The following is a 21,860-nucleotide window of genomic DNA, read 5'->3' on the forward strand; positions in this document are numbered from 1 at the left end:
GAGATGGCGTTATTAAATGTAGACAAACTGTCGGTGCATTTCGGCGACGAAAAGGCACCGTTCCGGGCGGTTGACCGCATCAGTTATCAGGTGGAGCAGGGCCAGGTGGTCGGCATTGTCGGCGAGTCCGGCTCCGGTAAATCGGTCAGCTCGCTGGCGATTATGGGACTGATCGATTTCCCGGGCAAAGTGATGGCGGAAAAGCTGGAGTTCAACCAGCGCGACCTGAAACGCATCTCCGAAAAAGAGCGCCGCCAGCTGGTGGGCGCGGAAGTGGCGATGATTTTTCAGGACCCAATGACCAGCCTCAACCCCTGTTACACCGTGGGCTTCCAGATCATGGAAGCGATCAAAGTGCATCAGGGCGGCAACAAGCGTACCCGGCGTCAGCGGGCAATCGACCTGCTGAATCAGGTGGGCATCCCCGATCCGGCGTCGCGACTGGATGTTTATCCGCACCAGCTGTCGGGCGGGATGAGCCAGCGTGTCATGATCGCCATGGCGATTGCCTGCCGTCCGAAGCTGCTGATTGCCGATGAGCCCACCACCGCGCTCGACGTGACTATTCAGGCGCAGATCATTGAACTGCTGCTGGAGTTACAGCAGCAGGAGAACATGGCGCTGATCCTGATCACCCACGATCTGGCGTTAGTGGCCGAAGCAGCGCACCACATTATTGTGATGTATGCCGGACAGGTGGTGGAGAGCGGCAAAGCGACTGATATCTTTAAGGCACCGCGCCATCCTTACACCCAGGCGCTGCTGCGTGCTCTGCCGGAGTTTGCTGCCGATAAAGCCCGTCTGGCCTCGCTGCCGGGCGTGGTACCGGGCAAATACGATCGCCCGGTTGGCTGCCTGCTCAACCCACGCTGTCCTTATGCCACTGATCATTGTCGTAAGGTAGAACCGGAACTGCGCACCATTCCAGGCCGCCAGTCCAAGTGTCACTATCCGCTGGACGATGCCGGGAGACCGACTTATGAGTCATGAAACAACTAAGCATGAGTATTTATTACAGGCGATCGATCTGAAAAAGCACTACCCGGTGAAGAAAGGGTTGTTTGGTCAGGAACGTCTGGTAAAAGCGCTGGATGGCGTCTCGTTTAATCTGGAGCGCGGCAAAACGCTGGCGGTAGTCGGTGAGTCAGGATGTGGAAAGTCCACCCTTGGCCGCCTGCTGACGATGATCGAAACCCCGACCGAAGGGCAGCTTTACTGGCATGGTCAGGATCTGCTGAAGCACGATCCGCAGGCACAGAAACTGCGTCGTCAGAAAATTCAGATCGTCTTTCAGAATCCCTATGGCTCACTGAATCCGCGCAAGAAAGTGAGTCAGATTCTGGAAGAGCCGCTGATCATCAATACCACGCTGACCAAAGCCGAGCGCCGCGAGAAGACGCTGGAGATGATGGCGAAAGTGGGCCTGAAGACCGAGCACTACGATCGCTATCCCCACATGTTCTCCGGGGGACAGCGCCAGCGTATTGCGATTGCCCGCGGGCTGATGCTTGATCCGGACGTGCTGATTGCCGATGAGCCGGTTTCAGCGCTCGACGTCTCGGTGCGTGCCCAGGTGCTGAACCTGATGATGGATCTGCAGCAGGATATGGGACTTTCCTACGTCTTTATCTCGCACGATTTGTCGGTGGTGGAGCACATTGCGGATGAAGTGATGGTGATGTACCTCGGGCGCTGCGTTGAAAAGGGCAGCAAAGAGGCAATTTTTGCTAATCCACGCCATCCGTACACCCAGGCTCTGCTGTCGGCCACGCCGCGTCTGAATCCGGATGACCGCCGTGAGCGGATTAAGCTGACCGGCGAACTGCCGAGTCCGCTCAGTCCGCCACCGGGCTGCGCCTTCAACGCGCGCTGCCGCCGGCGCTTTGGCACCTGCGTTCAGCTGCAACCGAAGCTGAAAAGCTACGGTGGCCAGCAGATCGCCTGCTTCGCCGTCGACCAGGATGAAAATCAGCCGGTCGGCGCGGCAGAAAAAGTCGGTTAAAGATAAGAAGGCTCCTGCAGGAGCCTTTTTTACTGACGCGTCCCGCTCAGCGCACATCCGGGTGTCGCTTACCTTCCTCCGCTGTCCTTTTTCATTATCCTGATTAATCAGTGACCCGGTCGCTGATCATTGCAGCAAAAACCGGTAAATATTCTCAACGTCTGACGGCCATTTCACGCTGACAGCTGCGGGTTAAGTCGCCGGGCAACCTTAGTCATTGACAGGGATTATTCTCATCTTGTCTCTGCTGGCTGTGCCAGCCGTTACACTCGCCTCCTTCGGTAGCTGAATGTTAAAATATTGCTAATCAATTTAACTTAAATCACACTTATTAATTTCAGGGCAAAAGCAGTCAACATCGCCCTTTTTCGGCTCTTATCGAATCTTTCTGATTAAACTATTTTATTGAATTCGCTGTTTTTGTAATCAGGTTTTTCTCACTGAGTTTAAGCGAATGTGCTATATTCCAGGAAAATTCCCCCCTTGTTGCAGGCCATGATCAATGAAGAATTACGACGATTTGCAGCGTTTTAAAGAGAAGACGCAAACGCTCGACATCGCCTTTAAAGATATGTCTGGCCAGACGCAGGAAGCGGCGGAACACAGTAAATGGTCATTGATTCGTCAGCTGGCGAGTGATGCCCAGCAGAATGCCCTTGGCGGCGGTCAGCGTATCGATTTGCCTCAGCCTCAGCCGCTACGCGGTGATGAATTCAGCGCCCCGGCTCCTGCCGCTCTGCCGCGTCAGTCGACCCTCAGTGCGCAACCGGCAACGGCAGCCCGCGGCTCGATTCTGGACAGTCTGGCGGGCAGTGCAGCCGCAACAAACGTGACCGCTGAAGCAGGTTCTTCATCGCTGTTCCCGCCGCCCTTGCTAAAACCGACAGAGCCGGTGGCAACGCTGCGTCCTGCTGCTGTTCAGCCCGCGGCGGTGGCAAACCCACCGACTGCGTTCACCTCGTCTGGGGCGGCAAACCCACCGACGGCGTTCGCCTCGTCTGAGGCGGCGAACCGCGCCGAACCGGGACGTTTTGGTGCCTTGTTCCGCTCACGCGGCGGCGAACCGGTTAATCTGCCAAAAGAGACCTTACTGAAACCGTTACTGGAGAAGATTGCGCTATGCCGTTAGTTTGTGTGTGCTCGCCGAAAGGGGGAGTAGGGAAAACCACGTTGGCGGCGAACCTGGCCTGGAGTCTGGCGCGTTCCGGTAGCAAAGTTCTGGCAATTGATTTTGATGTGCAGAATGCTCTGCGTCTGCATTTTGGCGTTCCGCTCCATGATGGGCGAGGATTTGTGGCCCGTTCGGAAGAGCAGGCGGACTGGAGCCAGTCGATTCTGACCACCGGTGGCAATATCTTCGTGCTGCCCTATGGCGACGTGACCGAGCCGCAGCGTGAGCGCTTTGAAGAACAGCTGATGAAAGATCCGCACTTTATTCAGCGCGGACTCGACACGGTGCTCAATTATCCTGGCCTGGTGATCGTGGCTGATTTTCCACCCGGTCCGGGTCCGGCCCTTAAAGCAATGACGGCGCTGGCCGATATGCATTTAGTGGTGATGTTAGCGGATACCGCCTCGGTCTCTTTATTACCGCAGATTGAGGAGAACCGGATGACCGGCAAACCTCTCAATAATAAACAGGGTCACTATTTCGTCCTGAACCAGTGCGATAACCGTCGCAATATTAATCGTGATGTGACGGCATTTATGCAACAGCGACTGGGCGATAATTTACTCGGCGTGGTTCACCGCGACGAAAGCGTGGGTGAGGCGAATGCTTCCCAGCAGTCTGTGTATGATTTTAGTCCCGCGTCTGCGGCGGCCTTTGATATTGAACTGATTGCCAAACGTGTCAGCAGCATTCTGAATATCACCGTCGGCAACGGCGAAGTTCAGGCTCCCATCCGTACTAACCCATATTAATCACCTGACGTGAACAGGTGATTGAATTAAAACAGCTCTTCTCAGGGTGAATCATGAGTAAAATCGGGTTTTACCTGCTGCTGCTGGTGCTTGCACCCGTTGCCGCGGTGATCATCATTACGCCAATGGACAGCCAGAAGCAGTATATTTTTGGCCTGATCAGCATCGGTTTGATGTTTTTATTGGGTTTCAGCAAAAGCCGCAAAATAACCGTGATGATGGTGATCCTGTCGGCGTTGATGTCTACCCGCTATATCTGGTGGCGCACCACAGAAACCCTGCATTTTAATTCCGAAGTCGAAGCGATATTAGGCATTGGCTTATATCTGGCTGAGCTTTATGTCTGGCTGATTTTAATTCTCGGCTTTCTGCAAACCACCTGGCCATTAAAGCGCACCATCGAACCGTTACCGGATGATACCGATCTGTGGCCGACGGTGGATATTTACGTGCCGTCTTATAATGAGAGCCTTGATGTAGTGCGCGACACCGTGCTGGCCGCGCAGTGTATCGACTATCCACGCGACAAACTGAAAGTCTATCTGCTGGATGACGGCAAGCGCAGTGAGTTCGCCCGCTTCGCCGCCGATGTGGGCGTAGGCTACATCACCCGTGACGACAACAATCACGCTAAAGCCGGCAACCTCAACCATGCAATGAAAATCACTAAAGGTGAGCTGATTTGCATTTTTGACTGCGACCACGTCGCGACGCGTACTTTCCTGCAGGCGACGGTAGGCCCGTTCCTGAAAGATCCGAAACTGGCGCTGTTGCAAACGCCACACTATTTCTACTCGCCCGATCCGTTTGAGCGTAATCTGCGCGCCGCGCGCAGCATCCCGAATGAAGGTTCACTGTTTTACGGCCCGGTTCAGCAGGGCAATGACAACTGGAATGCCACTTTCTTCTGCGGCTCCTGTGCGGTGATCCGCCGCGCAGCGCTGGAGCAGATTGGTGGTTTTGCGGTAGAAACCGTGACCGAAGATGCGCATACCGCGCTGAAAATGCAGCGCCTTGGCTGGGGATCGGCGTTTCTGTCCATTCCGCTGGCGGCCGGTCTGGCGACCGAGCGTCTCGGCCTGCACATTATTCAGCGTACCCGCTGGGCGCGCGGTATGACGCAGATTTTCCGGGTGGATAATCCGCTGTTTGGCCGCGGCCTGAAGTGGCAGCAGCGCCTCTGTTACCTCAACGCCATGCTGCACTTCCAGTTTGGTCTGCCGCGCGTAGCCTTTCTCACCGCGCCGCTGGCTTACCTGCTGTTTAATCTGAATATTATTCACTCCTCCGCGTCGCTGATCTTTGCGTACGTGCTGCCGCATTTGGTGATGTCGCTGTACGTCAACTCGCGGATGAATGGCCGTTTCCGCTACACCTTCTGGGGTGAAATTTACGAAACGGTGATGTGTTTCCATCTGGTGATCCCGACCATCCTGACGCTGCTGTCGCCGAAGCACGGCAAATTCAACGTGACCGATAAAGGCGGGGTGCTGGATCAGGGCTTCTTCGATTTCCACATCGTGCGTCCGCACGTCATTGTGGCGCTGCTGCTGGGCATCGGCATTGTGGCGGGCGTGGTACGGGCAGTGATGCATGACTATTTTGGCGTCGATCCTTACGTTATTGCGCTCAACGTCGGATGGGCCATCTTCAGCCTGATCATTCTGATGGCGGCGATCGCCGTGGCGCGCGAAACCAAACAGGTGCGTAAAACCATCCGTATTGAGGTGCAGATCCCAGCGATCATTCACTACGCCAGCGGTATTTCGTCACGCACCCTGACCAGCGATCTTTCCATGGGGGGCGCGCAGCTGGATGCGCCAGATAACCGCCATGAATACGATGAGATTGAAGAGATCGACCTGCTGCTTAAATCCGGCGCGATCACCATTCCGGTCAGCAAGATTTCTGGCGATGCGGAAACCATCCGTCTGCGCTTTGAGGCGATGCCTCTGGCGCGCCGCCGTGAGCTGGTACGGGTGGTGCTGGCGCGCGCCGATGCCTGGATTCAGCCGGAGTATAAGCAGGATAACCCGCTGATCTCGCTGGGAACTATTATCCGTACCGTGTTTGAGCTGTTCTGGCTGACCTGGAAAGGACGCCACGATAAACGTAAAAATGTCGACCCGGTTGCCGCGGCGGCCAAAGAGGATGGCGCAGTATGAAAACCCTGACCCAAACGCTGCTGGTCAGTTCACTGACCGCGGCGCTGTGGCTGACGCCAGCCTGGGCCGAAACGCCATCTGCTGATGACACCAGCAACCCCGCGCCGGTTAACAGCGCGGCACCGACCGTGCAGCCTACTGCGCAAGCGACGCCATCAGCCCAGCCTGCGTCTGGCGAGGCGTCATCTGGCGTTCAGTCTGAGTCTGCAGCGACACAGAATGCGCCGGCGGTGACTTCTGCCGCGCCCGCACCGGCTGGGGCTGCGGTGACGCAGGACAGCGGTGCGCTCTCTACCGTGCCGTTGCCGCAAGGGCTGAGCAATGGCGACCCGGCGCTGGAAGCGGCCGCCAGTGCGCTGCCCTACGCGCCGGGTCAGGCTGTAACGCCGGTGGCCGAAGCGCCAGTAGTGGAACCGCAGCCGGTGATCAGTACTGCCATTAACCAGCCGATCAGCAGTAGCATTTCTGTGGCGCAGATGGGCCAGCCGCGCGGCATCACCCTGACCGGCGGCCAGTTGCAGTCAGGTATTACCTTTACGCTGCCCTCGGATGAGGTGGTGACCAATGCGCGTCTCAACCTGACGCTGCGCGTCTCACCGGCGCTGGCGGCGCGCAATACTTCACTGCAGCTAATGCTGAACGGCCAGCCGCTTGGCACGCTGCCGCTCGGTGCCAGCGACAGTGATACCAGCGACTATCAGCTGGATATTCCGGCGGCGATGGTGGTCTCCAGCAATAACCTCAGCTTCAAAATTAATGATGCCGACCAGTTACTGTGCGAGCGCGAGAGCGCCGAGCAGTATCAGGTCACCATCATGCCGAAAACCACCCTGAGCCTTGAGGGCCAGCAGCTGAATATCGGCACCAGCCTGCGCAACTTCCCGCGGCCGTTCCTCGATCCGCAACGCATGACCGCCGCCACCGTTACCATTGGATTCGCCAGCAATGTCGCGCCGGATGCCGTGAGTGCGGCGGCGCTGGTGGCGTCCTGGCTCGGCATTCAGAGCGATTATCGCGGTATTCGCTTCCCGGTGATGCGGGATGAATTGCCGGAGCACAACGGCATTCTGTTTGGTCATCCCGGCGATCGCATCGGTACGCTGACCTTTCCGGCCAGCAAAGGGCCGATGCTGCAGGTGGTCGATAACCCGAACAACCCGGTGTATAAATTGCTGCTGGTGAGCGGTAACAACGACGCCGAACTGCGTCAGGCGGCCAACCGTCTGACCACGCAGCCGCTGACCACTGACGACAGCCAGCTGCCGGTAAAACCGCAAACGCTCGGCAATCGCAAACCCTATGACGCGCCGCGCTGGATCAATACCGATCGCCCGGTGCGTCTCAGTGAACTGCTGCGAAAAGATCAGACCCTGACCAGTAGCGGCATCTGGCACGATGCGCTGCGCGTCAATTTCCGTGCCGCGCCCGATCTGTTTCTGTGGGATGGCGATACCGTGCCGGTCAAGCTGCACTATCGTTTCCCGTCCGAAAGCTGGATCGATGAAGATAAGTCGTTTCTTAACGTGATGCTGAACGGGACCTTCCTGCGCAACCTGACCGTGAATAAGGTCGGGCTGCTGGAGAATGTCTGGCACCGTTTAGGGGGCGATGCGCGGCAGGAACAATATCAGCTCAATCTCGAACCCTACCTGATTTATGGCGATAACCAGCTGGCGCTCTACTTCAACATCAAGCCGCGGGCGGATGCGCCCTGTGGCGTGCTGCTGAACAACAACATCAAGAGCCGGATTGAAGAGGATTCGTGGATCGATCTGAGCCACACCCGCCACTTCAGCATGCTGCCGAACCTCTCTTATTTTGTCGGCGCCTCGTTCCCGTTCTCACGGCTGGCGGATTTCGGCCAGACCACGCTGCTGCTGCCGGAAAAACCCAGCAATGCCGAACTGTCGACGCTGCTGGATCTGGCGGCGCGTGCCGGTAACGCGACCGGCGTAGCCCTGACGCAGAATCAGGTGCTGTTTGGTCTGCCGCAGGGCGGCACCTATCTGGCACGGCTGCAGCAGAACGACCTGCTGGCGGTAAGTACCACCGGCAACAGTGATTTCAACCGGGCGTTACTGGCCTCTTCACCTTATGACGCCAGCAGCAGCACCTTTGGTGTGAAGGAGTCCGGTACGCTGGAGAAACTGCGCGGCTGGCTAAGCGGTGACTGGAGTCGTCAACAGCTGGATGCCGATCGGTACTTCTCCTCTAACGAAGCGTGGCGTGGCTTCCTGAGCTATCGCTCGCCGTGGAATCGCGATCGGCTGGTGGTGGTTACGGTGGCGACCAGTGACGATCAACTGCTGCGGCTCCACAACGATCTCAGTTCGGCACGTATCAATGCCGCGATTCGTGGCGATACCGCCATCATCACCGATGAGAATGGCATTCGCAGCTTCCGCGTTGGCGCGCAGTTCCCGGTCGGGGAAATGCCCTGGTACATGATGGTGGTGTGGTACGCCAACCAGCATTCGGTGTTCCTGGCGCTGGCGGCGCTGCTGCTTTCTGCGCTGGTGGGCAGTGCGGTCTGGGTGATGCTGAAACGTCATGCGTGGCGGCGACTGAATCCGAAGCAGAATAGTGATTCCGGCAAGAAGTAAGGATAACAACAATGAAAAAAAATCTGATAAGTGCCGGTGTTCATCATGCGTTACTGCTGGGCGGCTTGCTGGCGTTGTCACCGTCGCTGCTGGCGGCTGAAAGCACTAATCCGGCGTTGCAGGCGCTGTTCGATCAGGCGGCTTACTGGCACCAGAAAGCACATGACGATCTGGCGATATCCTCGCTGCAGAAGGTGTTGATGGTGGAACCCAACAACCCGCAGGCGCTCTATTTACTGGCGCTGTACGCCCAGCAGGGCGGTGACAATGCCGCCGCTGCGCAGTATCGCGAGCGTCTGAGCAAAGCGTCACCCAACGATCCGCACCTGAGCGAGCTGGATAATGCCCGTCAGCTACAGACGATTCCGCAGGCGCAGCTGTCGCTGGCGCGTCAGCAGGCGCGCAGCGGCAACATTGCTGCCGCCCTGCAGACCTGGCGTAATACCTTCAGCGGCAATGAGCCGCCAGCCAGCGTGGCCGCAGAATATTATCTGACGATGGCCGGTGACCGTAGCCTGCTGCCACAGGCGGTAGAGGCGTTGCGGCAGTTTGCCGCGCAGCATCCGCAGGACACCGGGGCGCAGCTGGCGCTGGGTAAAGCGCTGACCTATCAGGAGTCGACCCGTCGCGAAGGGATTGAGGTGCTGTCTGCGCTGGCGAGTGGGAACCAGGAGGCCGACCGTTCGCTGCGGCAGGCGCTGCTGTGGCTTGGTCCGCAGCCTACCGATGCCGCGTTGTATCAGACCTGGCAACAGCGTCATCCGCAGGATAGCGCGGTGATCGACTATTACCGTAAAAACGTCGGGGGTGCTGAGAAAGGCGCCGGTTTCAGTGCGCTCAACAGTGGTGACGTGGGCGGTGCGCAGAGCAGCTTCGAAAAAGTGCTGAGCGCCAATCCGCAGGATGCCGATGCGCTGGCGGGCATGGGCTATGTCGCCCAGCGTGCCGGCCGTTATCAGGAAGCGGCGGACTATCTGCAGCGCGCCGCGCAGCTGGGCGGCGTTCAGGGTTCAGCCCGTCAGCAGCAGGCCGATGATGCCCGTTTTTATGCGCAGCTGGCCAATGCGCAGCAGGCGCTGAAAAGCGGCAACAGCGCACAGGCGCTGGCATTAAGCGAACCGCTGGCGCAGGCCGAAGGCGAAAAAGGCATTGCCGCTCGCCTGTTCCTTGCTGACGTGCAGCGGCGCAGTAACCAGCTTGAGCAGGCCGAGCAGACCTACCGTTCTGTGCTGCAGAGCGATGCCAGTAACCGCAGCGCCAAAGAGGGGCTGTTCTACGTGCTGCGTCAGCAGAATCGCAGTGCCGAAGCCAATACCCTGCTGGGCTCGCTGCCAGCCAGCGTCCGTCAGAGCGTGACGCCGCAGGCAAACGGCGCCGATACGCTACGTCAGCAGGCGAAGCGTCAGCTGGCCGCCGGCAACAACGCCGCGGCCATCGCGACGCTGCAGCAGGGAGTCCAGCGTTATCCAACCGATGGCTGGCTGCGGCTTGATCTGGCCCGTCTCTACCGACAGCAGGGTGAACCTTTACAGGCCGCTAATGTAATGCAGCCGGTGATGCGCAGCGGTGCCAGCAGCAGTGAACTTTATGCTGGCGCACTCAACGCCAGCGAAAGCGGCGGCTGGCAGCAGGCCAGCGTGCTGCTGTCGCGCATTCCGGCTGCTGCCCAAACGCGTGAGATGCGCGCACTGGCGCAGCGGGTCAATTTTAACCTGCAAATGAGCACCGCAGATCAGTATCTGTCTCAGGGTGCCAATGCTGCCGCTGCCAACACCCTGAAAGCGTTAGCGGTGAATCCGCCCAGCAACCCGGCTGATGCCGGTAATCTGGCGCAGAAGCTGGCGCAGGCTGGCGATCTCACCACCGCGGTTTCGGTGGTACGCACCAATATGCAGCGCGGTGTACAGGGTAATGCCGGTGATTACGCCGCGCAGGTGACGGTGCTGAACCAGGCCGGGCTGAGCGCAGAAGCGCAGCGCTTCCTCAGCAGCCCGGAACTGCAGGCGCGCAGCACCCCGACGCAGCTGGCAGCGATGCGTAACGGTTATCTGATTAATGAAGTCGATCGCCTGCGGCAGCAGCGGCAGTATGCGGCGGCCTACGATAAGCTGATCGGTGCGTTACAGCAGGATCCGCAGAACCGCGATCTGATGTTCGCCATGGCGCGACTCTATCAGGACGGCAAGATGAACCGGGACGCGGGCGTGGTATATGACTACCTGATGACCCAGGATACGCCGACTCAGGATGCGCGCGTCGGGGCGATCAACGTCGCGCTGGCGCAGAATAATGTTCAGCGCGCCAACACGCTGACGCGCGGCCTGAACAGCGCTACCCAGACGCCGGATCGCCTGTTGCTATTGGCGCGGGTGGCCGAAGCGAATGGCGAGCATAGCGAGGCGATGCGCTATCTGCGCTCGGCACGCGGACAGCTGATTGGCCTGCAGGGTGCGCAGCCGGGCAGTATGCCGACCGTGGGCGGGCTGGTGCTGGCAGATAATCCGTTTATCGACCGCAATACCTCGCCGGTCGGGCGTTCCGCTTCCCGCTACGGCACCGTGCTGCCCTGGCAGGTCGCGCCCGTCACCACGTCGGCCAGCCCTGAGCAGGCAGAAGGCGATACGACGGTATCTAACGCGTCGCAGACCCTGCGTCAGATTGACACCATGATGGATTCGCTGCAGGAGAAAACGGCCAGCTGGAGTCAGGGAATGGTGCAGGTGCGCGGTCGTGATGGCGAATCGGGACTGAGCAAGCTGACCGAAGCCAAAGCGCCACTGACCTTCTCCACCGTGCCGTTTGGTGAGTCGCGCTTTGACTTCACCATGACGCCGGTGTCGCTGACGGCTGGTAGCGCCGCGGGCGATGCATGGCGACGTTTTGGCACCAACGCCTTAACCCAGGGCCGGGTAGTCGCCGCCGGTGGCGCAACCCTGAATGATGTGCCGAACGCCACGACCGATTCACAAACCGCCTCGGGCGTCGAGCTGAACCTGGCGCTGAAAGGCGACAGCTACAAGGTCGATCTCGGCAGTACGCCGCTGGGCCAGGATCTCAGTACGCTGGTGGGTGGGGTGCAGTGGTCGCCGAAGCTTACCGACTTCCTGACGCTGATTCTGACCGGCGAACGTCGCGCGATTACCGACAGTCTGCTGTCGTATGTCGGCGCAGAGGACAAGACCAGCGGCAAGCGGTGGGGCCGCGTCACCAAAAACGGCGGCAATGCCTTACTGAGTTATGACAATGGCGATGCCGGCTTCTACGCTGGCGCGGGGGCGTACAGCTACCTTGGCGAGAATGTCGCCAGTAACAACAATCTGCAGGCGACCGCCGGTGCTTATGTGCGTCCTTATCACGCCGACGACCGTGAGCTGAAGGTGGGCATGAGCCTGTCATGGATGGACTTCTCGAAAAACCTGAGCTATTTCAGTTATGGCCAGGGCGGCTACTTCAGTCCGCAAAACTACGCTTCCGTCTCATTCCCGGTCGACTTCTCTCGTCAGTATGACGATCTGAAAGTGAGGCTGGGCGGTTCGGTCGGCTATCAGTCCTACAGTCAGGATAAAAGCGCTTACTTCCCGGACGATGCCAGCCTGCAGTCACAGCTGGAAGGGCTGGCTGCCGACGGCAGCGTGAAAAGTGCGTACTACTCCGGCAGCAGTAAAAACGGGGTGGGTTATAACCTGCACGCCGGTGCCGATTACAAACTTAATAAAGAGGTGACGATAGGCGGCCAGCTGGGCTACGACACCTTTGGTGATTACAACGAAAGCAGTGCGCAGCTTTATGTCCGTTATCTGTTTGGAGATAAATAATGAATGAGCATTCTGGCGTGTCGCATCCGCATCCACCCGGCTGGTTTGATCTGGTCAGCGTACTGATTGAAGGCATGGTCGCCAACGGCGGCCAGCAACAGGCTGAAGCGTTCCTCTACAACATGGGTGAATCGCTGGCAGCCCGCTATCCGTTGCCTGAAGCACGCACGGTGCAGGATCTGGAACGGGAAATGAATCTGCAACTGGCGCGTTTTAACTGGGGTTTTGTGCAGCTCCAGCCGGAAGAGAAGGCGCTGTTGATCGGTCATCACGCCTTACCGGCGGGTGATAATATCCATACGCCTGCTGACTGGCAGGCGGCATTTGGCGCAGTCGCGGCGGGGCTGTTCTCAGGCTGGCTGCAGGCTCAGGGCGGCAGCAGTGCGGTGCCGGTAACGCCTGAACTGAATGATGGCAACGCGCTGTATTACCGTTATCAATAGGATAGATAAATGAACGTTAAGCCACAGTGGCTGGGTTGGATCTGCTGTATCTGGCTGTTACTCGGCAGTGCGCAAGCCGCTGCCAGCGGTTGGGACAGTTTTAAAAGCCGCTTTGTCACGTCAGAAGGGCGGGTCATCGACACCGCGAATAACAATGTCAGCCATACCGAAGGGCAGGGCTACGGCATGCTGCTGGCGGTGGCGAATGACGATCGCGCCACCTTTGATCGGCTGTGGCAGTGGACGCGCAGCCAGTTAGGGAATCCACAAACCGATCTGTTTTACTGGCGCTATACGCCGGGCACCGCCAACCCGGTTGCGGATAAAAATAACGCCTCTGATGGCGATGTTCTTCTGGCCTGGGCGTTGCAACGGGCCGCGCAGAAGTGGCAGGTAGAAAGTTATCAGCAGGCATCTGACCGTATTCAGCGGGCGATTATTAAGCTGGATGTGGTGACGTTTGGCGGCCATACCGTGCTGTTGCCCGGCGCGCAGGGCTTCAATAAAAGCAGCTATGTGGTGCTCAACCCCTCTTACTTCCTGTTTCAGGCGTGGCGGGAGTTTGGTGAACACAGTCATCTGCAGGTGTGGAATCAGCTGATTGAGAGCGGTCTTGATTTGCTCGCTAAGCTGCATTTCGGTAACAGTGGCCTGCCGCTGGATTGGGTGGCGCTGAATGCCGACGGCTCGGTCGCCCCGGCTATCGGCTATTCCAGCCGCTTTAGCTACGATGCGATTCGCGTGCCGCTGAATATCTGGTGGTACGATCCGCACAGCCTGGCGCTGGTGCCGTTTCAGCAGGTCTGGCAGGGCTATAGCCGGATGATGACGCCTGCCTGGTTTGATGTTCTGGCCAATACTCCCGCGCCTTACCATCTTGAAGGCGGACTGCTGGCGGTGCGCGATCTGACGCTGAATGAGACCGGCTATCTGAGCGATCGGCTGGCAGCGGATCAGAACTATTTTTCGGCCAGCCTGCAACTGCTGACCTGGACGGCGTTTCAGGAAAAGCGTTAATCCTGCTGGTATTGCCTGCCCGATAAGTGCGGAAAAAACCGCCTTTATCGGGTAGAGAATCCGAATCTCCCCGCTGCGGCGCTATTGCCAACAAAAAAAACCAACGTTGGGATATACTTGCCGGACATTTTCCTGTCTGATATCTGAGCTTTTTTATAGTCGGGAGAGAATTTTTGCGGGTAAGCCGGTCACTTACGATAAAGCAGATGGCGACGGTTTCGCTGGTTGCGGTTATCACCATCAGTATCTTTATCGTCATCCAACTGTTTCATTTTGTGCAGCAGCGCAGGATTGACTACGCCCAGCAGATGGAGAATATCGCCCATACCGTCCGGCAGCCGCTGTCAGAAGCGGTGCTGAGAGCGGACATTCCGCAGGCTGAACGCATTCTCCACTCGCTGAAACCCGCCGGGATTTTATCGCGCGCCGACGTGGTGCTGCCCAACGCGTTCCAGGCGCTGCATGCCGACTTCGAAAACGAGAAGCCGGTGCCGCGGCTGGTGGCACGCCTGTTTGAGCTACCGGTGCAGATTACCCTGCCGCTCTACTCGGTTGAAAACACCGGGCTGCCGAAACCGCTGGCCTATCTGGTGCTGCAGGCCAACTCGACGCGCGTCTACCAGTTTATCCTCAGTACGCTGTCGACCATGATCACCACCTATCTGCTGCTGGCGCTGATTCTGTCGGTGGCGATCAGCTGGTGCATTAACCGGCTGGTGGTCCATCCGCTGCGTAACATCTCACGTGAACTGCAGGAGCTGCCGCCGCAGTCGATTCTGACCCATAAACTGACGCTGCCGCCGAGCCACCGTGACGATGAAATTGGCATGCTGATCCGCAGTTACAATCGTAATCAGCAGGTTCTTGAGTCAGTGCATGATGAGATGAGCCGGCTGACCACCCATTTTGACGTCACCGATCTGCCCAACCGGGCGCTGTTCCTGGCGCTGGTCGAGCAGTACATGGGCAATCCTGATCAGCCACTCGGCCTGATGGTGATCCGCATTGAAACCCTGCAGGAAGCCAATGGTGTATTGAGTGATGAGCAGCGCGACACCCTGATGCTGACGCTGGTCGATAAAATCCGCAGCACGCTGGATGACCACACCCTGCTGGCGCAAACCGGTCCCAGCGACTTCGTCCTGCTGATGAAGCGCGCCAGTACTCCGTTCCGCGCGCTGCGGCTGGCGCGTAACCTGATGATTCGCCTTAACCAGCCGGTTAATCTGTATCAGCTGCAGCTGCGACCGAATGCCAGCATCGGCCTGGCGCTGCGCGACGATCGGCCGCTGAGCGCCAATGAACTGCTGGATCGCGCCACTTCCGCCATGATGTCAGCGCGCCATCAGGGTAAGAATCAGATCCTGTTCTTTGATGCCGCCTTAACCGAGCGGGCGCAAAAACGCCTGACTCAGGAACACGACATTTTGCAGGGGCTGCATGACGATCAGTTTGCGCTTTACCTGCAACCGCAGATTGATATGCGCACCGGCGAACTGGCCGGTGCAGAAGCGCTGTTGCGGATGCGTCAGCCGGACGGCAGTTTCGGTCTGACCGAGGAGTTTATCGCCAGTGCGGAAGAGATAGGCGTGATTACCGCGATTGGCCGCTGGGTGTTTGAAGAGGCGTGTCGCATTCTGGCCGGCTGGCAGCGGCAGGGCATTATGCTGCCGCTAAGCGTGAATATTTCAGCGGTTCAGCTGCGCGATACCGCAATGGTCGCCCATCTGCAGGCGCTGCTGAAGCGCCATCAGATTGCGCCGGGCACCTTCGTGCTGGAAGTGACGGAAACCGCTCATATCGGCGATACCGGCCAGGCGATCTCGCTGCTGCGGACCCTGCAGCAGACCGGGGTGGCGGTGGCGCTGGATGACTTCGGTATGGGCTACTCCAACCTTAACTCGCTGCATCAGCTCAAAGCGTTGCCGGTCAATAAGCTGAAGATGGATCGCAGCTTTGTCGCGGCGCTGCCGGATGATGACACCATGGTGCGCATCGTGGCGGCAATAGCCGAGATCATTCATCTGGATGTGATTGCGGAAGGCGTCGAAACCGCCGAGCAGCGCGACTGGCTGCTGGCGCGCGGCATTCATATCGGGCAGGGCTATCTATATGCTGAAGCCCTGCCGCTGGCGCGCTTCAATCAGGCGTGGGTCGAAAAACGCTCACGGCCGGAATAATTACCTGATTCATTGATTTTGCGAGAATTTTAGTTACAAAACCCGCTGCTGAAGCGTTTCAGTTCAGAATTACGTCTGTATCATTTCCCCGTGGTTTGTAAGCCTGTATTAATCACGTAAACAGAGTGTTATTTTCGGGTTACTGTCAGGCGCCGCCTGTGTTGCCCGTCAGTCACAATAACGAATCCGACAACATCACCTCACGGCGTTAGTGGACACCTGTTTATGAAAACCTCACTTTTTAAAAGCCTTTACTTCCAGGTGCTGATGGCGATTGGCATCGGCGTTTTGATAGGCCATTTTTATCCGGAATTAGGGACCCAGATGAAGCCGTTGGGAGATGGCTTCGTTAAGTTGATCAAGATGATTATTGCCCCGGTTATTTTCTGTACCGTGGTGACCGGCATAGCCGGTATGGAGAGTATGAAGGCGGTCGGCCGCACCGGTGCGGTGGCGCTGCTCTATTTTGAAATTGTCAGTACCATTGCGCTGATCATCGGTCTGGTGGTGGTCAATGTGGTGCAGCCGGGCGCGGGAATGAACGTCGATCCGGCCACGCTGGATGCCAAAGCGGTGGCGGTTTACGCCCAGCAGGCAGAGCAGCAGGGCGTGGTCGCGTTTCTGCTGGATGTGATCCCTAACAGCGTCATTGGCGCCTTTGCCAGCGGCAACATTCTGCAGGTACTGCTGTTTGCCATTCTGTTTGGTTTCGCGCTGCATCGCCTCGGTAATACCGGCACGCTGATTTTCAACGTGATTGAGAGCTTCTCGAACGTAATTTTCGGGATTATCAATATGATCATGCGTCTGGCTCCGATCGGCGCATTCGGCGCGATGGCGTTCACCATCGGTAAGTATGGCGTTGGCTCGCTGGTGCAGCTCGGCCAGCTGATTATCTGCTTCTATATCACCTGTATCCTGTTCGTGGTGGTGGTACTGGGGCTGATTGCGCGGCTGTTTGCCGGGTTCAGCATCTTCAAATTTATCGCTTACATTAAAGAAGAGCTGTTAATCGTGCTGGGGACCTCCTCTTCGGAGTCGGCGCTGCCGCGGATGCTGGATAAGATGGAGCGACTGGGCTGTAAGAAATCGGTGGTCGGCCTGGTGATACCGACCGGCTACTCCTTCAACCTTGATGGCACGTCGATCTACCTGACCATGGCGGCGGTGTTTATCGCCCAGGCCACCAACGCGCATATGGACATCTTCCATCAGATTACCCTGCTGGTGGTGCTGTTGCTCTCCTCGAAAGGCGCCGCCGGGGTCACCGGTAGCGGATTCATCGTGCTGGCGGCGACGCTTTCAGCGGTCGGCCATCTGCCGGTGGCCGGTCTGGCGCTGATTCTGGGTATCGACCGCTTTATGTCCGAAGCCCGTGCACTCACCAACCTGGTGGGTAACGGCGTGGCGACGGTGGTAGTGGCGAAGTGGGTCGACCAGCTGGATCAAAAACAGCTGAAAGAGACGCTGGCCGGTGGGAATAAGGCGAAAAAAGCAGCTGATTCTACACTTTAACCATTGATTTTCACTTAAATCCCGACAAATGCCCGCTGTCACTTGCCCTGACAGCGGGCATTTGGATAATAAACCCTGCTTGTTTTTTTTGACGTTTTTCACTTCGTTGCGCGACATCCTAAGCTTCCTGTGGTCAAACACTCTGTTATTGGATAACAGCGCAATTCGGCGTCAGTCGAATCGCTAATAACAGCGGCAAAACGTGCCAGCGATAACGATATTTGAATTATTTGAGTAGGGGTTCACATGCAGGGCACCAGAATTCGGCTTTTGGTTGGTGGATTAGTGCTGGCAGCGACCAGCTATGGTCTCCAGGCAGAAACGCTGCAACCGGATCCGGCCTGGCAGGAAGGCAAGCTGGATAACGGATTTAACTGGCAGTTACTGGCCACACCGCAACGTCCCAGTGACCGCATCGAGCTGCGCATGGTGGTGAATACCGGCTCGCTGGTTGAGAGTGCGCAACAGGCGGGTTTCAGCCATTTGCTGCCACGTCTGGCGATGGTGCATAACACCGCGCTCGACACCAACCAGCAGCGCGCGTTATGGCAACAGGCCATGGATCCCCAACACCCGCTGCCCCCCGTCATCGCCTCCTATGATTTCACCCAATACAATCTCAGCCTGCCGAACAATCGTCCTGAACTGCTGAAAGAAGCGCTGAGCTGGCTGGCGGCCACCGCCGGCAATATGGCGATTACCGAACAGGTAGTGAATACCGCGCTGAGCGCCTCCGATCCGGTCGCGACCTGGCCAAAAGATACCCAGGATGTCTGGTGGCGTTATCGCCTGAAAGGCTCGGCCCTGCTGGCGCACGATCCTGCAGCACAACCGCGTGCGCCGGTCGATTTAACCCAGCTGAATGATTTTTACCGCCAGTGGTATACGCCTGATGCGATGACGCTGTATGTGGTGGGGAATGTTGATAGCCGGAGCCTCTCTGAGCAGATCAACAAAGCGTTTTCGCCGTTAACCGGTAAACGTGAAACGCCTGCGCCGCTGCCGACCTTATCGCCGCTGCCGCATGAGCCGGTGAATCTGGTCAACGGCAAAATCACCCAGGATCGTCTGTCGCTGGTGTGGGATACGCCCTGGCAACCGATCCGTGACTCCCAGAACCTGCAGCGTTACTGGCAAGGCGATCTGGCGCGTGAAGCGCTGTTCTGGCATGTCCAGCGTGTGCTGAGTGACAGCAAAGCGCAGGGCGTGCAGGTTGGTTTTGACTGCCGCGTGCTTTATCAGCGTGCGCAGTGTTCCATCAACCTGGACGCGCGCAACGAATCGCTGGCGCAGAACATGACGCTGGTGGCGCGTGAACTGGCAACGGTGCGTGATAAAGGCTTACCGCAGGAGGAGTTTGATGCGCTGATGGCGCAAAAACTGCTGGAGCTCAACAAGCTGTTCACCACCTACGCCCGCACCGATACCGATGTGCTGATGAGCCAGCGTCTGCGTTCACAGCAGAACTCGGTGGTGGATATCGCCCCGGAACAGTATCAGAAACTGCGGCAGGCGTTTCTCGCCGGTCTGACCCGCGAGCAGCTGAATCAGGAACTGCGTCAGCTGCTTAGCCAGGAACTGATGATGGTGCTGATTCAGCCGGAAGGGGAAGCCGAAACCAACGTGAAAAGCCTGCAAAGCAGCTGGGAGAAGGTGATGGCGCCGCCTGCGGCACCGGCGGCTGGCAACGATGCCAGCCAGCCGGATAACAGCGTCAGCGACATTCAGCCGCCCGCCGCGTAATCCCTCAGGTTTTTGCCCTGAGCCACTCGGTCACCAGCATCGGCCAGCTGGCAAGGGGCAAATCTGCCACGCCGCGGATACCAAATCCGTGGCCGCCCTTCTGATAGAAATGCACCTCTGCCGGCACGTTGTGCTCCCGTAATGCACCGAAAAACGCCATGCTGTGGTTCACCGACACCGATTCGTCGTCGGCGGCGTGAATCAACAGGGTCGGCGGCACCAGCGGGTGAACCCGGGTTTCCAGTGAATAAGCCTCAATGGTTTTTTGGTCGGGCCACGCGCCGAGTAATCGGGTGCGCGAACCTTCATGAGCAATGCCGTCACGCATGCTGATCACCGGATAGACCAGCACCATCGCGTCGGGACGCGGCGAGAAGTTTTCTGCGCCATCCTGTACCGGATAGAGCTTTTCGGCGAAACGGGTACCCAGGCTGGCAGCAACGTGTCCGCCAGCTGAAAAGCCCATCATCACGATGTATTTGCCGTTAAGGCCGCGCTGCGCACGTTCACGTAACACCCGTACCGCCCGCTGCGCATCGGCCAGCGGCGCATCCGGTCCCTCATGATGCCCATCATAAGGTAGCCGATAGGTCATCACCGCCAGGGTGTAGCCCATTGAGGTAAAGAAGGTGGCGAGCGCGCTCCCTTCACGATCGATCATCACGCGATGATAGCCACCGCCCGGCGCGACCAGCAGGGTAATACCGTTCGACTCCACCGGATGCCAGATCGCCATTTCCGGGCAACGTACGCCGGTGGCGGCGCGATCGTAAGGCTCATACTGTTTGGCCATATCGATAATTTGCGGCTGCGCGCGCGAATCGCTGGCGCCTGGCGCATCACCGTGCGGCCAGATATTAATAATTTCTGTGTGCATAACATGTCCTGATGCGAGGGATGTTTTAATTGTTTTGTTCGCGGCCGGAGAGCACAGCGTCCTGCTGTTGTTGATTAAAAGATGGTCTTTTTTCAGCCGGACGTCCATCCGAAAACGGTAAAAATGACCAGATTCGGACTATGCCTGGTGGCGTTTTTTTGCCAGTAACCAACTAATTTTAAACAATAATTTATAAGTCGTTCTGGAGGCGTTAAGGCGGCAGGATAGGCGATTAATGACGATTTGTCCGCTTAAGAGAAATGTCCGGTATAGCCCGCTTTGTTAGCCGGAATTTACCGGATATTTCGCTGCGGGCTGTTAAGAGGCAATAATGGGTCGGGCAGGCTACGGGCGGTACTGATACGCCCTCGCCGGAGCCGTTTAGTCGGGCATCGCCTCAGCGGGAATAATTGCGCCACGATGCTGAATCACGGTGCTGGCGGTGAGATGGCCCCGCTGCGCAGCGGCTTCGGCGGAAGCGCCGGTCAGGCGGCGGGCCAGATAACCGGCACTGAACGAGTCGCCGGCGGCCGTGGTATCAATCACCTTCTCCTTCGCCAGACGCACCGCCGGGACATCCGTCAGGGGGGCATCACCCACGGCGACCAGGCACGATTCTGCGCCGCGTTTAATCACAATTTCACTGGCACCCGCCTGGCGAGTGCGGGCAATCACTGCCTCCAGCGGCTGTTCGCCCCACAGTAAATGCTCATCATCCAGCGTCAGAAAAGCGGTATCGGTGCGGTTAAGCATGGCGCGGTAAGCTGTCTGCGCGCTGGCCTGATCCGCCCATAAGCGCGGACGATAGTTGTTATCAAAAATGACCTTACCGCCATTAGCCCGACAGCGGTCCAGTAGCTGCATCAGCTTATCACGGCTGGCCGGGGCTAAAATCGCCAGGCTAATGCCGCTCAGGTAGAGATAGTCGTAGTGCGCCAGCTGCTGACAGATCGCCTCTGACTGAGGACTGTCGAGCCAGTAACGGGCTGCGGCATCGCTGCGCCAGTACCAGAAGGTGCGCTCGCCTTCAGCATCGGTTTCAATCACATACAGGCCGGGCATCTTGTTGTCGAGGCGCTGAATCAGGTCGGTATTGACCTTCTCCTGCTGCCAGGCGGCGATCATCTGATCGCTGAAGGAGTCGACGCCGAGTGCAGTAACGTAATCGACCCGAAGCTGGTCTTCATCTACCTGGCGGGCGAGGTAGACCGCGGTATTCAGCGTATCGCCGCCAAAGCCGCGTTTGATGTTCTCACCCTTTTCGGACAGCTCAATCATGCATTCACCAATAATGGCAATTTTTTTCTGCGTCATGGTTTTAGACCTGTAGTGAAATATCGCCTTAGTCTCGCGTCTGGTATGGCAGACGTCAATGGTTTTAAAACGGTGTTTTAATTTAACTTAAGGTGATGAATAGTGGCGATCGCGCTGATAAAGAGGGCTATTTTTGGCTTGTTTTGGCGATAGTGCCTGATTAAAGGTTGATAAACTCCCCGCTTTAATGTGGCCGGACATTTCATCAAGCGATCACAGGCATGGTCGATAATCGCCGCTGAGTCGCCAATTTTGAGCGCTCA

General features: G+C 57.8%; 14 protein-coding genes. 12 read left to right on the forward strand and 2 right to left on the reverse strand.

Annotated features, from left to right (window positions below):
• Positions 1-3: 3 nt before the first annotated feature.
• The 12 genes from dppD to AC6I8D_RS00580 all read left to right on the forward strand — a co-directional run bounded on the left by dppD (position 4) and on the right by AC6I8D_RS00580 (position 19,406).
• Entirely contained in the window at positions 4-990 is a 987-nt protein-coding gene (dppD, locus tag AC6I8D_RS00525) for a dipeptide ABC transporter ATP-binding protein (RefSeq protein WP_312759212.1), read from the forward strand.
• Entirely contained in the window at positions 980-2,002 is a 1,023-nt protein-coding gene (dppF, locus tag AC6I8D_RS00530) for a dipeptide ABC transporter ATP-binding subunit DppF (protein ID WP_312054808.1), read from the forward strand. The genes dppD and dppF overlap by 11 nt, the downstream gene beginning before the upstream one ends.
• Before the next feature lie 502 nt (positions 2,003-2,504).
• The gene (gene bcsO / locus AC6I8D_RS00535; protein ID WP_497819507.1) at positions 2,505-3,131 is read left to right on the forward strand and encodes a cellulose biosynthesis protein BcsO; all 627 of its coding nucleotides are present in this window, start codon (positions 2,505-2,507) and stop codon (positions 3,129-3,131) included.
• The gene (gene bcsQ / locus AC6I8D_RS00540; RefSeq protein ID WP_312054804.1) at positions 3,122-3,925 is read left to right on the forward strand and encodes a cellulose biosynthesis protein BcsQ; all 804 of its coding nucleotides are present in this window, start codon (positions 3,122-3,124) and stop codon (positions 3,923-3,925) included. Before bcsO ends, bcsQ begins: the two co-directional genes overlap by 10 nt.
• A 53-nt stretch (positions 3,926-3,978) precedes the next feature.
• Positions 3,979-6,090, forward strand: coding sequence for a UDP-forming cellulose synthase catalytic subunit (gene bcsA, locus AC6I8D_RS00545; RefSeq protein WP_497819508.1), 2,112 nt, complete (start codon positions 3,979-3,981; stop codon positions 6,088-6,090).
• A complete protein-coding gene (gene bcsB, locus AC6I8D_RS00550) occupies positions 6,087-8,693 on the forward strand; it encodes a cellulose biosynthesis cyclic di-GMP-binding regulatory protein BcsB (RefSeq protein ID WP_497819509.1) in 2,607 nt (868 codons plus the stop codon). The genes bcsA and bcsB overlap by 4 nt, the downstream gene beginning before the upstream one ends.
• 11 nt (positions 8,694-8,704) lie before the next feature.
• A complete protein-coding gene (locus tag AC6I8D_RS00555) occupies positions 8,705-12,508 on the forward strand; it encodes a cellulose biosynthesis protein BcsC (protein ID WP_497819510.1) in 3,804 nt (1,267 codons plus the stop codon).
• A complete protein-coding gene (bcsD, locus tag AC6I8D_RS00560) occupies positions 12,508-12,951 on the forward strand; it encodes a cellulose biosynthesis protein BcsD (protein ID WP_312054799.1) in 444 nt (147 codons plus the stop codon). The genes AC6I8D_RS00555 and bcsD overlap by 1 nt, the downstream gene beginning before the upstream one ends.
• A 9-nt stretch (positions 12,952-12,960) precedes the next feature.
• Positions 12,961-13,968: a family 8 glycosyl hydrolase gene (locus AC6I8D_RS00565; RefSeq protein ID WP_312054798.1), complete on the forward strand. Its 1,008-nt coding sequence runs from the start codon at positions 12,961-12,963 to the stop codon at positions 13,966-13,968.
• A gap of 173 nt (positions 13,969-14,141) precedes the next feature.
• Positions 14,142-16,148 carry a biofilm formation regulator HmsP gene (gene hmsP, locus AC6I8D_RS00570; protein ID WP_497819511.1) on the forward strand — a complete coding sequence of 669 codons (2,007 nt, stop codon included), beginning with the start codon at positions 14,142-14,144 and terminating at the stop codon, positions 16,146-16,148.
• Between the two features lie 225 nt (positions 16,149-16,373).
• Positions 16,374-17,663: a dicarboxylate/amino acid:cation symporter gene (locus AC6I8D_RS00575; RefSeq protein ID WP_312054795.1), complete on the forward strand. Its 1,290-nt coding sequence runs from the start codon at positions 16,374-16,376 to the stop codon at positions 17,661-17,663.
• Between the two features lie 246 nt (positions 17,664-17,909).
• Entirely contained in the window at positions 17,910-19,406 is a 1,497-nt protein-coding gene (locus AC6I8D_RS00580) for a M16 family metallopeptidase (protein ID WP_312759221.1), read from the forward strand.
• 4 nt (positions 19,407-19,410) lie between these two features.
• Here the strand turns inward: AC6I8D_RS00580 and AC6I8D_RS00585 are convergent, their stop codons facing one another.
• The gene (locus tag AC6I8D_RS00585) at positions 19,411-20,283 is read right to left on the reverse strand and encodes an alpha/beta hydrolase (RefSeq protein ID WP_031375068.1); all 873 of its coding nucleotides are present in this window, start codon (positions 20,281-20,283) and stop codon (positions 19,411-19,413) included.
• Positions 20,284-20,664: 381 nt separating this feature from the next.
• Positions 20,665-21,597: a 2-dehydro-3-deoxygluconokinase gene (kdgK, locus tag AC6I8D_RS00590; RefSeq protein WP_497819512.1), complete on the reverse strand. Its 933-nt coding sequence runs from the start codon at positions 21,595-21,597 to the stop codon at positions 20,665-20,667.
• Positions 21,598-21,860: the final 263 nt, after the last annotated feature.

The organism is Pantoea sp. X-Soil-MYKO-1785 (genome assembly GCF_059730675.1).

What these genes read in the sequence shown, in the direction of transcription:
- dppD (WP_312759212.1), top strand. Translation starts at nt 4, where the DNA reads ATGGCGTTATTAAATGTAGACAAACTGTCGGTGCATTTCGGCGACGAA.
- dppF (WP_312054808.1), top strand. Translation starts at nt 980, where the DNA reads ATGAGTCATGAAACAACTAAGCATGAGTATTTATTACAGGCGATCGAT.
- bcsO (WP_497819507.1), top strand. Translation starts at nt 2,505, where the DNA reads ATGAAGAATTACGACGATTTGCAGCGTTTTAAAGAGAAGACGCAAACG.
- bcsQ (WP_312054804.1), top strand. Translation starts at nt 3,122, where the DNA reads ATGCCGTTAGTTTGTGTGTGCTCGCCGAAAGGGGGAGTAGGGAAAACC.
- bcsA (WP_497819508.1), top strand. Translation starts at nt 3,979, where the DNA reads ATGAGTAAAATCGGGTTTTACCTGCTGCTGCTGGTGCTTGCACCCGTT.
- bcsB (WP_497819509.1), top strand. Translation starts at nt 6,087, where the DNA reads ATGAAAACCCTGACCCAAACGCTGCTGGTCAGTTCACTGACCGCGGCG.
- AC6I8D_RS00555 (WP_497819510.1), top strand. Translation starts at nt 8,705, where the DNA reads ATGAAAAAAAATCTGATAAGTGCCGGTGTTCATCATGCGTTACTGCTG.
- bcsD (WP_312054799.1), top strand. Translation starts at nt 12,508, where the DNA reads ATGAATGAGCATTCTGGCGTGTCGCATCCGCATCCACCCGGCTGGTTT.
- AC6I8D_RS00565 (WP_312054798.1), top strand. Translation starts at nt 12,961, where the DNA reads ATGAACGTTAAGCCACAGTGGCTGGGTTGGATCTGCTGTATCTGGCTG.
- AC6I8D_RS00575 (WP_312054795.1), top strand. Translation starts at nt 16,374, where the DNA reads ATGAAAACCTCACTTTTTAAAAGCCTTTACTTCCAGGTGCTGATGGCG.
- AC6I8D_RS00580 (WP_312759221.1), top strand. Translation starts at nt 17,910, where the DNA reads ATGCAGGGCACCAGAATTCGGCTTTTGGTTGGTGGATTAGTGCTGGCA.
- AC6I8D_RS00585 (WP_031375068.1), bottom strand. Translation starts at nt 20,283, where the DNA reads ATGCACACAGAAATTATTAATATCTGGCCGCACGGTGATGCGCCAGGC.
- kdgK (WP_497819512.1), bottom strand. Translation starts at nt 21,597, where the DNA reads ATGACGCAGAAAAAAATTGCCATTATTGGTGAATGCATGATTGAGCTG.